The sequence below is a fragment of the Bordetella genomosp. 13 genome (genome assembly GCF_002119665.1).
Lineage (GTDB): Bacteria > Pseudomonadota > Gammaproteobacteria > Burkholderiales > Burkholderiaceae_B > Bordetella.
Genome location: NZ_CP021111.1, coordinates 58,794 through 72,324, shown reverse-complemented (window position 1 = coordinate 72,324; position 13,531 = coordinate 58,794). Strand labels below are relative to the sequence as shown.

The following is a 13,531-nucleotide window of genomic DNA, read 5'->3' as shown; positions in this document are numbered from 1 at the left end:
ATCGGTCGATCAAAGAATCAGTCGTACGCTGACCGGTTGCCCGGGCTGGTAGGCGCTGTCGGGCGCCGCGACGACGGCGAAGCGCTGGCCATCGTCCAGTCCGATCTCGTAGCGCACCGACGCGCCCAGGAAAAACCGCGCCAGCACGCGGCCCTGCAGGGCATCGGGATGCGGCGGCTGCAGCACGGCCTGGTGCGGGCGGAAGGACACGCTCTCCACGCCCGGCACCAGCATGCTCCCCTGCGTATCGGCGCGCAAGCGGCACAGGGTTCCGAGGAAATCGGCCACGAACGCGGTGTCCGGCCGGCGATACAGGACCTCGGCGGTGCCGATCTGCTCGATCCGGCCGGCGGACATGACGGCGATGCGGTCGCCCAGCATCATGGCCTCGTCCTGGTCATGCGTGACGATCAGCGTGGTGATGCCCAGATGGCGCAGCATCTGCGACAGCTCGACGCGCAGGTGCTCGCGCAGCTTGGCGTCCAGCGCCGTCAATGGTTCGTCCAGCAGCAGCACGCGCGGCTCGATGGCCAGGGCGCGCGCCAGCGCCACGCGCTGGCGCTGGCCGCCGGACAACTGCGTGACGGCGCGGCCGGCGTACTCGTGCATGCGCACCAGCTCCAGCATCTCGCGCACGCGGCGCGCGCGCGCGGCCGCATCGTGGCCGCGCACACGCAGGCCATAGCCCACGTTGTCCGCCACCGTCATGTTGGGAAACAGCGCGTAGTTCTGGAACACCACGCCCACGCCGCGCGCCTCGGGCGGCTGCGCGGTGACCTCCTCGTCGCCATACACGATGCGGCCGCCGGCATCCGCCTGCTCCAGGCCGCATACCAGGCGCAGCAGCGTGGTCTTGCCGCAGCCCGAAGGGCCCAGCAGCGCCAGGATCTCGCCGCCGGGCACGTGCAGGTCCAGCGGCTGCAGCGCACGCGTGCCGTCGGGCCACGTCTTGGCGCACTGCTGCAAGGTGATTGAAACGGTGTTGCTCATCGGGACGATCCAGGTTCGCCGGCGCGCGGCTCGCGCTGCCGGCCTTGTCTGGCCAGCCACTGCAGGCCGACCAGCAAGGGCATCAGCATCAGCAGGAAGACCAGGGTGTAGGCCGATGCGACCTCGAGCCGCATCGACGCATAGCTGTCGGCCAGGCCCACGGGCAGGGTCTTGGTAAGAGGCGTGTGCAACAGCCAGGTCAGGTTGAATTCGCCAATGGAAAGCGTCAGCACCGTCAGCCCGCCCGTGACGATGCCGGGCGCCGCATTGGGCACCACGATGTCCATGAAGCGGCGCATGCGCGATGCGCCGAGCGTGGCCGCGGCCTCGTCCAGGGCGGCCAGGCCGGCGCCCGCCATGCTGGCGCGCGCCGCGCGCACCATGAACGGCAGCGTGAACAGCACATGGCCGATGACGATGAATGCCGTGCTGCCGCGCAGGCCGGGCAGCGTGCCCCACGACACGATCAGCGCCAGGGCCGAAGCCAGCCCCGGCACGGCCACGGGCAGCGTCAGCAGCTCTTCCAGCGCGCGCGCCACGCGGCCGCGATGCAGCGTAAGGACCCAGGCGGCGGGCACGCCGACCAGCGTGCACACGACCAAGGTCAGCACCGCCACCGCCAGCGAACGCCAGATGGTGTCGGCATACAGGTCCCACACCTGCGCCACCCAGCGCAGCGTCAGGCCGCTGGACAGGCCGACGAAGTAATTGCGCGTCAGCCCGGCCAGCACCGACAAGACCACCGGACCGATGAGAAAGGCGGCCACGGCCAGCGTAACGGCCAGGCCAAGACGCATATCGGTTTTCGAATGCAGCGAAGTCGTGGACATGATGTTGCCTTCGCGGGTCAGGCCGCCGCGCCGGCGCGCGCGCCGGCCAGGCTGTGCGCCACATACAGCACCGCCCAGGTCGCCAGGCCCAGCACCACCGACAACGCGGCGGCCACGGGGATGTTGGCGTAGTTGGTGAACTCGTTGTAAATGGTGAGCGGCAGCACGTCGATGCGCGTGCCCAGCGTGAACACGGTGCCGAAGGCGCCCATGCTGGTGGCGAAGCTCATCGCGCCCGCGCCGATCAGCGCGGGCGCCAGCGCGGGCAGCTCCACGTCCGCGAAGCGGCGCCACGGCGAGGCGCCCAGCGTGCGGGCGGCCTCGAGCAGGCTGGTGTCGATCTGCTCGGCCGCGGCCGAGATCATGCCGATGGTGCGCGGCAGCGAGAAATACAGGTACCCCAGGAACAGTCCGCCCATGCCATAGGCGAACACCACCGGTTCGGCCCCCACCCACTGGCTGACGGTGCCGAACACGCCCTGGCGTCCCGCCAGCAGGATGATGAGAAAGCCGACCACCACGCCCGGAAAGGCCAGCGGAAAAGCCAGCAACGCCACCAGCACGCGGCGCCCGCGGAAGCTGCGATGCCACGCCAGGAAACGCCCCACGGGCAGCGCGATGAGCAGCGTGGCCAGCGTGGCACCCAACGACAGCGCCGCCGTGTTGAACAGGCTGCGCCAGTAGCGCGGGCTTGTCAGCACCGCGACGTAGGCCGATTGTCCGTCGACGGTGCGCCCGCCCATCACGGCGAGCCCCGCCATCGGCAGCAGCCAGAACGCCAGGAAGAGAGCCGCGGCGGGCGCGGCGAACGCTATCCAGCCGCGGCTTGCCATCGTCAGTTGACTTCCTTGGTGTAGCGCTCGGCGAAGGCGCGCTGCACCGCCGCCATTTCGGCGTAGTCCACCGTGCCGGCGCGCGCGTATTCGGCGGCGGGCAGGAACTTCTTCTGGGCCTCGGCCGAAATGGTCTCGGGGCGCACCGGACGCAGGAAGGCATTGGCCCAGATCGCCTGGCCTTCGTCCGACAGCGTGAAGTCCAGCACCTTGCGGCCGTTGTCGGCGTGCGGCGCATCGGCCACCAGGCTCATGGTGTACGGCACGGCGATGGTGCCCTCGGCCGGGATCACGAACGCCACGTTGGCGCCGTCCTTGTACCTGGCGCGGTAGGCGTTGAAGTCGTAGTCGACCAGGATGGGGATCTCGCCTGACAGCACGCGCGCGTAAGCGGTCTGCTTCGGCACGATGGGGCTGTTGGCCTGCATCTTCTTGAACCACGCGATGCCCGGGTCGAAGTTCTGCAGCGTGCCGCCCAGCGCGCGGTTGACCGCCACGGCGCCGACGTAGCCGACAAACGCAGAGGCCGGATCCAGGTAGCCCACCATGCCGCGGTACTCGGGCTTGGCCAGGTCTGCCCACGACTTGGGCACGGGCTTGCCGCGCAGCGCGTCGACGTTCACCATGAAGCCCAGCGTGCCCGAATGGATGGCGAACCACTTGCCCGAGGGATCCTTCATGCCTTCGGGAATGCGGTCGAAGTTGGCGGGCTTGTAGGGCTGAACCAGCCCGTCCTTGTCGGCCTGGATGCCGAACGTGACGCCGTAATACACGACGTCGGCCACCGGATTGGCGCGCTCCGCCGCCATCGACGCCAGCGCCTGGCCGGAGTTCTTGTTGTCCGGCGGCACGGTGATGCCGGTGGCCTTCTTGATGGCCTGGATCTGCGCGGCCCAGTCGGCCCATTCGGGCGGACAGTTGTAGCAGACGGCGGTCTGGGCTTGCGCGGCGCCGGCGCCGATCGCCAACGCGGCCAGCGTGCAGCGCAGCGCGGTTTTCAGTAAGCGTTTCATTTGCGGGATTTCCTCGTGGGACGCGTGATCGGGGCCGGCGCGGCGACCGTGCCCCCGGGGAGAATGCGGTGCGGCAGCCGCACGGATTCGGTGGGCCGGCCCTCCAGCTGCGCCAGCAGCTGCGCGCAGGCCGTGGCGCCGATCTGCCGGCTGGGCTGCTCCACCGACGTCAGCGGCGGCACCATCAGCGCGCCGATGGCCACGCCGTCGAAGCCGCACACCGATACGTCCTGCGGCACGCGCAGGCCCAGCGCCACCAGATGCGAGATCACGGAGGTGGCCAGCAGGTCGTTGGAACAGAACAGCGCGGTGGGCGCCGCGGGACCGGCCAGCGCCTCGCGCAGGATGTCCGCGCTGGCGGCCGTATGGGCGGGCATGATGAGATGGCCGAGCGGCTCGAGCTCGTGCTGGCGCGCCGCGGCGCGCGCGCCCTCGAGCCGGCGTCGCGCGCGGTCGGATGCGGCCAGCGGACCGGTGACGATGGCGATGCGGCGATGGCCCAGCGCGGCCAGGCTGCCCACCATCTCGCGCGCCGCCGCGCGGTTGTCGACCGACACGAAAGAATGGGCCGAAGACTCGTTGTAGGCCAGCACGTGCGGCATGCCGGCATCCTGCAGCGCGGCCAGCGTGGCGTTGCGCGCGGGGGTGCCCACCGTAAGAATGAGACCATCCACCTGATGGTCGATGAGCCCCTGCACCATCCGGGCTTCGGTAGCCGGGACGTAACCCGTGGTGGCTACCATGACGCTGTAGCCGGCCTCGCGCGCATGCTGCTCGGCGCCCTCGAAGCAATCCGCGAACACCGGGTTGGTCAGCGTGGGCAGCAGCAGTCCGATCGTGCGCGTGCTGCCCGCCCGCAGGCTGCGACCTACGCGGTTGGGACGGAAGCCATCCTGGCGCGCCACCGCCTCGATGCGCGCCAACGTGTCCGGCCTGAGCAGCCCCGGCTGGTTGAATGCGCGCGAGACCGTGGCGGGCGAAACGCCGGCCTTGCGGGCCACTTCTACAATGGACGGACGGGGGGATGTTTTGCGGGTCACGGCGGCAGCCCATATGAAAACGTTTTCAAATTTAATGGCCCAGCATGACAAGCGCGTGTCAGTATGGCGCGGCATCAGGTACGGCGTTTGCTTGACCGAAAAGCCGATACGGCATGTCGACATGCCGTCGTATGCTTTGCGCAACATAGTGCTTGCTTCTACACTGGAGTCACATACGACCGGTATGGACGGCACGCCATGCGCCCGCATCCGTATCAGCACGCGAAATAGAACAGAACACTCGTTGGGGAAAACGGGATGGCCGCTGTACTGAACAAGCTGGGCGCGCTCGAAGCGGCGCGCCTGCTCAACCGCCGCGAACTCAGCGCCGAGCAGCTCGTGCGCGCCTGCCTGGCGCGCATCGAGCAGCGCGAGCCGCAGGTGCAGGCATGGGTTGTGGTGGATGCGCCAGCGGCCATCGCGCAGGCCCAGGCGCTGGACCGCGGGGCCGTGCGCGGCGTACTGCACGGGCTGCCCTTGGGCGTGAAAGACATCTTCGACACCCACGACCTGCCGACCCGCTACGGATCCAGCATCTACGACCGCCACCAACCCCATGCCGACGCGGCGTGCGTCGCGCTGTGCCGCGATGCCGGCGCGCTGGTGCTGGGCAAGACCGTCACCACCGAATTCGCCACCTACACGCCCGGCCCCACCCGCAATCCGCGCAACCCGGCGTACACGCCCGGCGGCTCGTCCAGCGGCTCTGCCGCGGCGGTGGCCGACGACATGGTGCCTCTGGCCCTGGGCACGCAAACGGCCGGCTCCATCATCCGCCCCGCCGCGTATTGCGGCATCGTGGGCTTCAAGCCCAGTTTCGCGCGCGTGCCGCGCGCCGGCATGAAGAACCTGGCCGACACCCTGGACACCATCGGCGGCTTCGCGCGATCGGTGGAAGACATCGGCCTGCTGGCCTCGGTGCTGCTGCGCGACGAACGGCTGCGCCAGCTGGACTACGACGCGAAGCCGCGGATCGGCATGTTCCGCACGCTGCAATGGCGCCACACGCTGCCCGAAACGCGCACGGCGTACGAGCATGCCGCGCGCGTGTTGTCGGCCGCCGGGGCGCGCGTGGAGGAAATGGCGCTGCCCGCGGAAGACTGCGCGATCGTGCAGCTGCACGCCGACATCATGGCGTTCGAGGCGTCGCAGTCATTGGCCTATGAGCGCCGGGCCTATGGCTCGCAGCTCAGCACCAAGCTGCAGGCCGTGCTCGAGGCCGGCATGCGCATCTCGTCCGCCGACTATCTGACGCTGCGCGCACGCGCCGCCCAGGTAACCGCGCGCATCCACGCATGGTTCGATACGTACGACCTGGTGCTGGCTCCCAGCGCGGCTGGCGAAGCGCCGTTCTTCGAGCAGGGCACCGGCGATCCGCAGTTCTGCCGCGGCTGGACGCTGGCAGGGGTGCCCACGGTGCACCTGCCGTTCGCACAGGGGCCACAGGGCCTGCCGGTAGGCCTGCAGGCCATCGGCAATATCAACCATGACCACGGCCTGCTGGCCATGGCGGGGTGGGTGCAGCGCGAGCTGGCCGAACACCCGCCCGAACTCTAGGTCGGCAACGGACGCCAGGGCCCTTCAACAGCCCCTAGGCGTCGAACTCATCAGGCTCGTACCACACCCCTTCGGCCAGCATCATGCGATGGTGGCCGTGTCCGGCGGGCATCATCGGAAAGCAGTTCTCCTGCCCGTGCACCACCACGTCCAGGAAGAACGGGCCGTCGTAGGCCAGGCATTGCGCCAGCGCGGCGTCCAGCTGCGCCGGATCCTCGACACGGGCCGCGCCCCATCCGAATGCCCTCGCCAGCGCCACGAAATCGGGCAGGGCCTCGTTGTAGCTGTGGCTGTAGCGTCCGCCGTGGATCAGCTCCTGCCACTGGCGCACCATGCCCATGTAGCCGTTGTTGCACAACACCACCTTGACCGGCGCACGGTGCTGTACCGCCGTGGAAAGCTCCTGGATGTTCATCAGCACCGATGCATCGCCGCTGACGCAGGCCACGGTGCGGCCGGGATGCGCGATCTGCGCGCCGATGGCGGCCGGCACGCCATAGCCCATCGTGCCCGCGCCGCCCGAGGTCAGCCAGCGGTTGGGACGATCGAAGCGCAGGTACTGCGCGGCCCACATCTGGTGCTGCCCCACGTCGGTCGAGACGATGGCGTCGCGGCCGGCCAGCGCCGCGTCCAGGCGCTGCATCAGCTGTTGCGGCAGGATGGCCGTGGCGCTCGGGGGGTAGTCCAGGCAGCGGCGCGCGCGCCAGCCCTCGATGCGGCGCCACCAGTCGTTCAGACGGCCAGGCGGCAGGGACGGCATGTCCGCGCTCAACGCCTGCAGCATCGGCAGGCAATCGCCCACCAGCGCCACGTCCACGCGCACGACCTTGTTGATGGAGGTTGGGTCGATGTCGATGTGGATCTTGCGCGCATGCGGGCAGAACTCGGCCAGCTTGCCCGTGATGCGGTCGTCGAATCGCGCGCCGACGCACACCACCAGGTCAGCCTGGTGCATGGCCAGGTTCGCTTCCAGCGTGCCGTGCATGCCCAGCATGCCGACGAACTGCGGGTCCGAGGCCGGGAAGGCGCCCAGTCCCATCAAGGTAAGCGTGCACGGCGCGCCGCTGGCGCGCACCAGCGCGGTAAAGGCCTCGCAAGCCGCCGGGCCGGCGTTGACCAGCCCGCCGCCGCCATAGAACACGGGCCGCCTGGCCTGTTCGATCAGCGTCAGCGCGCGGCGCAGCGCTCCCTGGGGCAGCCGGTTGGCGCTCTTGCCGCCCTGCCGGCGCGCCCGCAGCTCCGCCTCCTCGCGGCGCTGCCGAGCCGCCGCGCTGTCCGCGCAACCAGGCTCGGGCATGGCCAGCTGCACATCCTTGGGCAAATCCACGAGCACGGGGCCGGGGCGGCCCTCGCGGGTCAGCCCGAACGCGCGCGCGATCACCGCGCCTACCTCGCCTGCGCTGCGCACCTGCGTATTCCACTTGGTGACCGAACGCGAGATGCCCAGCGCATCGCATTCCTGGAATGCATCGGTGCCGATGGCCGCCGTGGCCACCTGGCCGCTGATGCACAGCACCGGAATGGAATCGCACATCGCGTCCAGCAGCCCCGAGGTGGTGTTGGCCATGCCCGGACCCGACGTGACGAACACGACGCCGGGCCGGCCGGTGCTGCGCGCGTAGCCCTCGGCGGCATGCACGGCGGCCTGCTCATGGCGCACCAACACGTGGCGCAGCCGCGGCTCGGCATGCAGCGCGTCGTACAAAGGCAGCACGGCGCCGCCTGGGTAGCCGAACACCGTATCGACCCCGCAGGCGATCAGGGTGTCGAGAAGAATCTGCGCGCCGTTGCGCGGTTGGTCGGCGGCGTCGAGAGCGGCGAGGGCGGAGGTGGAGAGACGATCGTTCATGCTGACCATCTTATGGGGATTAGGGAAGAATTTTTATCTTCTTTTCTGCTGTTCAGCCCGGATTGCAGTAAATTCTTCTTTACTTGCACGAAAGCCAAGAAAATGAATCTCGACAAGTTCGACCTCGCCATTTTGAAGGTCCTGCAGGACAACGCCCGCGCCAGCCTCAACGACATCGGCACGGCCGTCGGGTTGTCGCCGACCCCCTGCTGGAACCGCATCAAGCGCATGGAGAAAGCGGGGGTCATCCGCGGCTACACCGTCGACATCGACCCCGCCAGCCTGGGCTACACCGACACGGTCATCGTCCACGTCACGCTGGAAAGCCACAGCGAGGAGACACTGTACGAGTTCGGCCGCGCGCTGGCCGAGATTCCCGAGGTGCTCGAGGCCTTTCTGGTGTCGGGCGACTACGACTACTACATCCGCATCGCGGTGCGCGACACGCGCGACTATGAAAGGCTGCTGCGCGAGCGGCTGTATCGCATCCCCGGCATCCGGCACAGCAAGTCGGGCTTCGTGCTGCGCAGCCTGAAGGAATCGCGGCTGCCGTTGACGCCGCCGCCCGCGCGCGAGTCATAAGGCGCCGCATCACGGGCGCGGATTGCAATACGACCGGCGGATGACGTGCGCGATACGCCTGGGGCCGCGCGAAGCCGGCCGATATAATGGCGCTCGCTTCCGCCCACCGCTTCCGCCTCACATGACCTCCGACATCGTCCAACCGTGGCACGTCGTGCGCCGCTCCAAGCTGCATGGCAACGGCGTCTTCGCCGCGCGCAAGATCCCCGCGGGCACGCGCATCATCGAATATCGCGGCCGGCGCATCACGCCGGAGGAAGCCGACCGCCGGCATCCCACCAACCCCGACGATCCGTTCCACACCTTTTTCTTCGCGCTCAGCTCGGGCAAGGTCATCGACGGCGGCGACCGCGGCAACGACGCCCGCTGGATCAACCACGCATGCGAACCCAACTGCGAAGCGCAGGAAGGCTCCGCGGGCAAGCGCGTGTACGTCGTGGCGCTGCGCGACATCAAGCGCGGCGAGGAACTGTTCTACGACTACGGCCTCGTGCTCGACGGCCGCATCACCAAGGCCCTGAAGGAAGGCTATCGCTGCCTGTGCGGCGCGGCCTCCTGCCGCGGCACCATGCTGGCGCTGCCCAAGAAGAAAAAGAAAAAGAAGCAAGCCTGACGCGCCCGGCGGGCCCGCCGCGCGACAGGCGTACAATGCCGTGCAGCCGCGTTCGTTCGCGGCCATGCAGTACGTCTTCAGGGCGGGGCGAAATTCCCCACCGGCGGTATGCCGCGCAATGCGGCGAGCCCGCGAGCGCCCGTGGTCCTTCGGATCGCGGGGTCAGCAGATCTGGTGCGATGCCAGGGCCGACGGTCACAGTCCGGATGAGAGAAGATGTGCCGGCACGCCATTACATGGCACGGGCTCGCGGATTGGCCGCGTGCCTCGCGCTCCGCATGCGTTCTTGCGGGCGGTCCAGCGGGTAACCGCACCGTTGCATGGCGTACGGCTATTCGTAGCCCTGAAACGTTTTTCGCCACTTTTTTCGCGAGAGCGTTTCAATGTCCACTACCGTTTCCTCCGTATCTCCCCTCTACGCGCAGCCCTTCGCCATGCGGCTCGAGCGCGCGCTGCAGCACCTGCGCATCGGCCGTCCCGTCATCCTGATGGACGATGCCGACCGTGAAAACGAAGCCGATCTCATCGTCGCAGCCGACAAGCTCACCGTGCCCGTGATGGCGCAACTGATCCGCGACGGCAGCGGCATCGTGTGCCTGTGCCTGCCCGGCGAGGCGCTCGACCGGCTGGGCCTGCCACCCATGGTGTCCAGCAACGGCAGCCGCAACGGCACCGCCTTCACGGTATCCATCGAGTCGCGCGAGGGCGTCAGCACCGGCGTGTCGGCGGCCGACCGCGTCACCACCATCCGCGCCGCCATCGCACCGCACGCGCAGCGCACCGACCTGGTCAGCCCGGGACACGTCTTTCCGCTGCGCGCGCAGCCGGGCGGCGTGCTGACGCGGCGCGGCCATACCGAAGGCTCGGTCGACCTGGCCACACTGGCCGGCCTGCGCCCGGCCGGCGTGCTGTGCGAACTGATGAACGCCGACGGCACCATGATGCGCGGCGCAGCGCTGGAACGCTATGCGGCCATGCATGGCCTGGTGGCGCTGCATATCGCCGAGCTGGCCGACTATCTGCGGGCCCGCAAGCCGGCCGCGGAATCGGCCGAGGCCGTGCTGGCCTGAATACGGGCATCCACCTCGCGCACATGCGCGGGGGCATGCCGCTACGAAGGACCCGGCTGCCGGCTGCCGGCGGCCGCGCCCGGCCGTGGGAGCCTCAACGCGGCCGGGACATCTCGCGCAGGCACTGCGCCGCGTCGCCCACCACGATGCGCGCGCTGCAGGCCAGCATCAGGTTGAGGTTCATGCCGAAGTCTTCGACGGTATATCCCTGCGCGTCCAGCGAGCGCGTGGGCTCGGCCGGGTCCGGGCCCACGGCGACCTGCTCGATCAACGTGCCCGCGTGCCGGGTATAGCCCCACACCGGCTTGCCCAGCGCCACGGCATAGCCCACTTCGAACGCGGTGCCCGAATCGGGCTCGGCGCCGCGGAAGGGATTCAGGTTCGCCATAACCACGTCGGCCTGGCGGATCAGCGCCGTGTTCTGGCGATAGATCCATTCGGCCAGCGCGCGGCCGGACATGCCTTCGGGCGCCTGCTTGTCCAGCGGGAACAGCCCCTCGTGGCCATGCTCGCGGCACAGCGCCTTCAGGCGCTCGCCGTGCTGCACGGCGTCGACGCGGAACACATCGAAGCCGGCCAGATAGATGCGGTACATGGCAGCTACTCCTTGCCGGGCACGACGAAGCCCGGTCCGGTTGCGAAGAACGAGCCGCCCGCCACGTAGTGGACCGAGCGCCGCCCGTCGCTGGGAAAGTGCCAGCGGTTGCCCGAGAAGGCCTGCGGGTCGGCCCAGGCGGCCACCACTTCACCGATGAAAAGGTCGTAGCGCTGTTCGTTGTGCGGCTCGGGCAGCACGCGGCATTCCAGGCACGCCAGGCTGCCCTGCACCAGCGGCGCGCCCACGCGGCTGGCGGACTGCAGCTGCAGGCCCGAGACCTGCAGCTTGTCCTGCCGGGCACTGGCCGAATGCGAGCCCACGAACAGCACGGCCTCGGCCTGTTCGCGAGGCGGCACGCACAGGGTGAACTCACCCGAGGCCTCGACCAGCGCGCGCGTGCGCGTGCTCTTGTCGATGACGACCAGCACCTTGGGCGGGTCGAAATCCAGCGGCATGGCCCAGGCCGCGGCCATCACGTTCTGCTCGCCCTCGTGCGCGCTGGAAACCAGTACGGTCGGGCCGTGGTTGAGCAGCAGATAGGCCCGCGTCAGTTCGACGGGTTCGAAACCGTTCATTGATTCGCGGCGCGGCGCGCCTGGTAGACCTGCAGGTGGGTGTTGGCCACGCGCAGATAGGGGGTGTCCAACCCCAGCGAGGCGGCGCGCCGGACCATGTCGCCGATCAAGTGTTCGGCCTCGACCTTGCCGCCCTGGCTCAGGTCGCGGAACATCGAAGCGGTGACGTTCGACGATGCGTCGGTCAGCGATTTCAGGGCGGCGGCATCGGCCGCGGCGCGCACGGGATGGCCGTTGGCCGCGGCCACCTGCTGCGTCTCGCGCAGCAGCGCGCGCATGAAGGCTTCGCCATCGTCGGACGAGACGATCTGGCCGACCGTGCCGCGCATCAGGCAGGTCGAGGCCGCCAGCGCGGTCAGGAAGACGTACTTTTCCCAGATGTCCTGGTAGATGGCGTCGCTGAGGCGGGCGGAGAAATCCACGCCGGCCAGCGCCTGCTCGATCGCGACGCAGCGCTCGCTGCGCACCTGCCCGGCGCGCTCGCCGTAGACCAGGTTGGCATGCTGGCCCATGTGCACGATCTCGCCCTCGGGCCCGATGGTGGCCGAGATCTGGCACAGTCCGCCCAGCACGCGCTGCGCGCCGAAGGCCGAATCGAGCACGTCGTACTGGCGCACGCCGTTCATGATGGGCAGCACCACGGTGTGCTCTCCCATCGCGGGCCGGATCGCCTCGATGGAGCTGTCCAGGTCATAGGCCTTGCAGCTGAGCATCACCACGTCATACGGGCCGCCCACCGCGTCGGCCAGCACCAGCTTGGGCTGCAGCGTGGCGTCGCCGCGCGGGCTCTTGATGCGCAGCCCGTCGCGCCGCAGCCGCTCGGCACGCGCCTCGCGCACCAGGAAGGTCACGTCGGCGCCGGCCTGCGCCGCGCGTCCGCCGAAGTATCCGCCGGTGCCGCCAGCACCCAGGACCAACATCCGCATTGTCTTCTCCGTAAAGGCGCGGCCGCGTCGTCCCGGCCGCGCCGCCATTATGCGCCGCGCCGGGCGGGCGCCGCGTCGGGATGGGCAGCAGCGGAATGCGCCGCGCGCTCCCACGCCTCGTAGCCGCCGCGCAGCGCCCAGATGTGGCGGTACCCCGCCGCGCGCAGCCGCGCGGCCAGGCGCGCCGCGGAGATCTCGTTGGGACACGCGCAATAGATGACGATGCGGCCTTGCGCCGGGTCCAGATCCAGGTCGGCCAGCTGCGCCTCGGTGTCCAGGATGAGGGCGCCGGGTATGCGCGGCGTGGCATCCGCCAGGCCGGCACGCACGTCGATGACCACGGGGGTCCGTCCGTCGGCCTGCCATTGCAGCAGCTCGTCGACCGACAGCCGCGGCACACTGCGCAGGCTGCGCACCAGCACCCAGCGGCGCAGTCCGCGCACGACGACGTACAGCGCCAGCGCCGCGGCAATCAACAGCAGCCCGTACGCGCCATAGCGGTCGAGCAGGTCCAGCAGATCGTTGACCAGGTCCTTGAACAGCGCGCCGGCCAAGAGGCCGGAGGCCGCCCAGATCAGCGAACCCGCCAGGTCGTACGCCAGGAACCGGCGATACGGCGTGCCGGTGAGCCCGGCCATGATCGTGGACAGCGCGCCCGCCCCCGGCAGGAACTTGCAGACCAGCAGCGAACGCACGCCCACGCGCAGGTACAGCTTCTGGGTCTGGCGGATGCACGAGTCCTGCGACAGCGAGACCTTGCAGGCCAGCCCCAGCAGGCGGCCGCCATAGCGCTGGCCGGCCAGGTACCAGGCGCTGTCGGCCAACAGGCAGGCCAGCGAGGCCAGCAGCCACACGGCCAGCCAGCCGCCCACGCTCTGCGCCGCCGCGCCCGCGGCGATCAGCATGGGATAGGCCGGAATGGGCAGGCCCGCCTGCTCGACGAGCACGTTGAAGAAGACCAGCCAGCCGCCGTACAGCTGCAGCAGGGTTTGGATGTCTTGCATGGAAAGGCCACGGCACTCGCGAAGGGAATCCGCATTCTAGGTCCGATGCCG

General features: G+C 69.3%; 14 protein-coding genes and 1 riboswitch. Of the genes, 4 read left to right on the top strand and 10 right to left on the bottom strand.

Features of this window, described 5'->3' with window-relative positions:
• Nucleotides 1-9: 9 nt before the first annotated feature.
• From CAL15_RS00330 to CAL15_RS00310, 5 genes are read right to left on the bottom strand one after another with little or no spacing between them, the layout of a single operon-like run.
• Nucleotides 10-990: an ABC transporter ATP-binding protein gene (locus CAL15_RS00330; protein WP_086076797.1), complete on the bottom strand. Its 981-nt coding sequence runs from the start codon at nucleotides 988-990 to the stop codon at nucleotides 10-12.
• A complete protein-coding gene (locus tag CAL15_RS00325) occupies nucleotides 987-1,820 on the bottom strand; it encodes an ABC transporter permease (RefSeq protein ID WP_086076796.1) in 834 nt (277 codons plus the stop codon). The genes CAL15_RS00330 and CAL15_RS00325 overlap by 4 nt, the downstream gene beginning before the upstream one ends.
• Nucleotides 1,821-1,837: 17 nt before the next feature.
• Nucleotides 1,838-2,653, bottom strand: a complete 816-nt coding sequence (locus CAL15_RS00320) for an ABC transporter permease (RefSeq protein ID WP_086076795.1) — start codon at nucleotides 2,651-2,653, stop codon at nucleotides 1,838-1,840.
• 2 nt (nucleotides 2,654-2,655) lie between these two features.
• The gene (locus tag CAL15_RS00315; RefSeq protein ID WP_086076794.1) at nucleotides 2,656-3,666 is read right to left on the bottom strand and encodes an ABC transporter substrate-binding protein; all 1,011 of its coding nucleotides are present in this window, start codon (nucleotides 3,664-3,666) and stop codon (nucleotides 2,656-2,658) included.
• Nucleotides 3,663-4,706 (bottom strand): LacI family DNA-binding transcriptional regulator, encoded by a 1,044-nt coding sequence (locus tag CAL15_RS00310; protein ID WP_086080848.1) that lies wholly within the window; start codon nucleotides 4,704-4,706, stop codon nucleotides 3,663-3,665. Before CAL15_RS00310 ends, CAL15_RS00315 begins: the two co-directional genes overlap by 4 nt.
• A 258-nt stretch (nucleotides 4,707-4,964) precedes the next feature.
• On the opposite strand from CAL15_RS00310, the gene CAL15_RS00305 reads away from it, so the two are divergent.
• A complete protein-coding gene (locus CAL15_RS00305; RefSeq protein WP_086076793.1) occupies nucleotides 4,965-6,263 on the top strand; it encodes an amidase in 1,299 nt (432 codons plus the stop codon).
• 34 nt (nucleotides 6,264-6,297) lie between these two features.
• On the opposite strand, the gene ilvB is transcribed toward CAL15_RS00305, so the two are convergent.
• On the bottom strand, nucleotides 6,298-8,121 hold the full coding sequence (gene ilvB, locus CAL15_RS00300; protein WP_086076792.1) for a biosynthetic-type acetolactate synthase large subunit: 1,824 nt from the start codon (nucleotides 8,119-8,121) through the stop codon (nucleotides 6,298-6,300).
• A gap of 93 nt (nucleotides 8,122-8,214) precedes the next feature.
• On the opposite strand from ilvB, the gene CAL15_RS00295 reads away from it, so the two are divergent.
• The 3 genes from CAL15_RS00295 (at nucleotide 8,215) to ribB (ending at nucleotide 10,377) form a co-directional block, all read left to right on the top strand.
• Nucleotides 8,215-8,694, top strand: coding sequence for an Lrp/AsnC family transcriptional regulator (locus CAL15_RS00295; protein ID WP_086076791.1), 480 nt, complete (start codon nucleotides 8,215-8,217; stop codon nucleotides 8,692-8,694).
• A gap of 121 nt (nucleotides 8,695-8,815) precedes the next feature.
• Complete coding sequence (locus CAL15_RS00290; RefSeq protein WP_086076790.1) at nucleotides 8,816-9,307, top strand: SET domain-containing protein; 492 nt, start codon at nucleotides 8,816-8,818, stop codon at nucleotides 9,305-9,307.
• Nucleotides 9,308-9,376: 69 nt separating this feature from the next.
• Nucleotides 9,377-9,529: riboswitch (FMN riboswitch) on the top strand.
• A gap of 161 nt (nucleotides 9,530-9,690) precedes the next feature.
• Entirely contained in the window at nucleotides 9,691-10,377 is a 687-nt protein-coding gene (gene ribB, locus CAL15_RS00285) for a 3,4-dihydroxy-2-butanone-4-phosphate synthase (RefSeq protein WP_086076789.1), read from the top strand.
• A 94-nt stretch (nucleotides 10,378-10,471) separates the two neighbouring features.
• On the opposite strand, the gene CAL15_RS00280 is transcribed toward ribB, so the two are convergent.
• Genes CAL15_RS00280 through CAL15_RS00265 form a run of 4 tightly spaced genes read right to left on the bottom strand, consistent with a single transcriptional unit; the run spans nucleotide 10,472 to nucleotide 13,480 of the window.
• A complete protein-coding gene (locus tag CAL15_RS00280; RefSeq protein ID WP_086076788.1) occupies nucleotides 10,472-10,972 on the bottom strand; it encodes a nucleoside 2-deoxyribosyltransferase in 501 nt (166 codons plus the stop codon).
• 5 nt (nucleotides 10,973-10,977) lie between these two features.
• A complete protein-coding gene (locus tag CAL15_RS00275; protein WP_086076787.1) occupies nucleotides 10,978-11,550 on the bottom strand; it encodes a flavin reductase family protein in 573 nt (190 codons plus the stop codon).
• Nucleotides 11,547-12,476: a 2-dehydropantoate 2-reductase gene (gene panE, locus CAL15_RS00270; RefSeq protein ID WP_086076786.1), complete on the bottom strand. Its 930-nt coding sequence runs from the start codon at nucleotides 12,474-12,476 to the stop codon at nucleotides 11,547-11,549. Before panE ends, CAL15_RS00275 begins: the two co-directional genes overlap by 4 nt.
• A gap of 47 nt (nucleotides 12,477-12,523) precedes the next feature.
• Complete coding sequence (locus tag CAL15_RS00265; RefSeq protein WP_086076785.1) at nucleotides 12,524-13,480, bottom strand: VTT domain-containing protein; 957 nt, start codon at nucleotides 13,478-13,480, stop codon at nucleotides 12,524-12,526.
• Nucleotides 13,481-13,531: the final 51 nt, after the last annotated feature.

What these genes read in the sequence shown, in the direction of transcription:
- panE (WP_086076786.1), bottom strand. Translation starts at nt 12,476, where the DNA reads ATGCGGATGTTGGTCCTGGGTGCTGGCGGCACCGGCGGATACTTCGGC.
- CAL15_RS00320 (WP_086076795.1), bottom strand. Translation starts at nt 2,653, where the DNA reads ATGGCAAGCCGCGGCTGGATAGCGTTCGCCGCGCCCGCCGCGGCTCTC.
- CAL15_RS00280 (WP_086076788.1), bottom strand. Translation starts at nt 10,972, where the DNA reads ATGTACCGCATCTATCTGGCCGGCTTCGATGTGTTCCGCGTCGACGCC.
- CAL15_RS00315 (WP_086076794.1), bottom strand. Translation starts at nt 3,666, where the DNA reads ATGAAACGCTTACTGAAAACCGCGCTGCGCTGCACGCTGGCCGCGTTG.
- CAL15_RS00275 (WP_086076787.1), bottom strand. Translation starts at nt 11,550, where the DNA reads ATGAACGGTTTCGAACCCGTCGAACTGACGCGGGCCTATCTGCTGCTC.
- ribB (WP_086076789.1), top strand. Translation starts at nt 9,691, where the DNA reads ATGTCCACTACCGTTTCCTCCGTATCTCCCCTCTACGCGCAGCCCTTC.
- CAL15_RS00290 (WP_086076790.1), top strand. Translation starts at nt 8,816, where the DNA reads ATGACCTCCGACATCGTCCAACCGTGGCACGTCGTGCGCCGCTCCAAG.
- CAL15_RS00330 (WP_086076797.1), bottom strand. Translation starts at nt 990, where the DNA reads ATGAGCAACACCGTTTCAATCACCTTGCAGCAGTGCGCCAAGACGTGG.
- CAL15_RS00305 (WP_086076793.1), top strand. Translation starts at nt 4,965, where the DNA reads ATGGCCGCTGTACTGAACAAGCTGGGCGCGCTCGAAGCGGCGCGCCTG.
- CAL15_RS00265 (WP_086076785.1), bottom strand. Translation starts at nt 13,480, where the DNA reads ATGCAAGACATCCAAACCCTGCTGCAGCTGTACGGCGGCTGGCTGGTC.
- CAL15_RS00325 (WP_086076796.1), bottom strand. Translation starts at nt 1,820, where the DNA reads ATGTCCACGACTTCGCTGCATTCGAAAACCGATATGCGTCTTGGCCTG.
- ilvB (WP_086076792.1), bottom strand. Translation starts at nt 8,121, where the DNA reads ATGGTCAGCATGAACGATCGTCTCTCCACCTCCGCCCTCGCCGCTCTC.
- CAL15_RS00295 (WP_086076791.1), top strand. Translation starts at nt 8,215, where the DNA reads ATGAATCTCGACAAGTTCGACCTCGCCATTTTGAAGGTCCTGCAGGAC.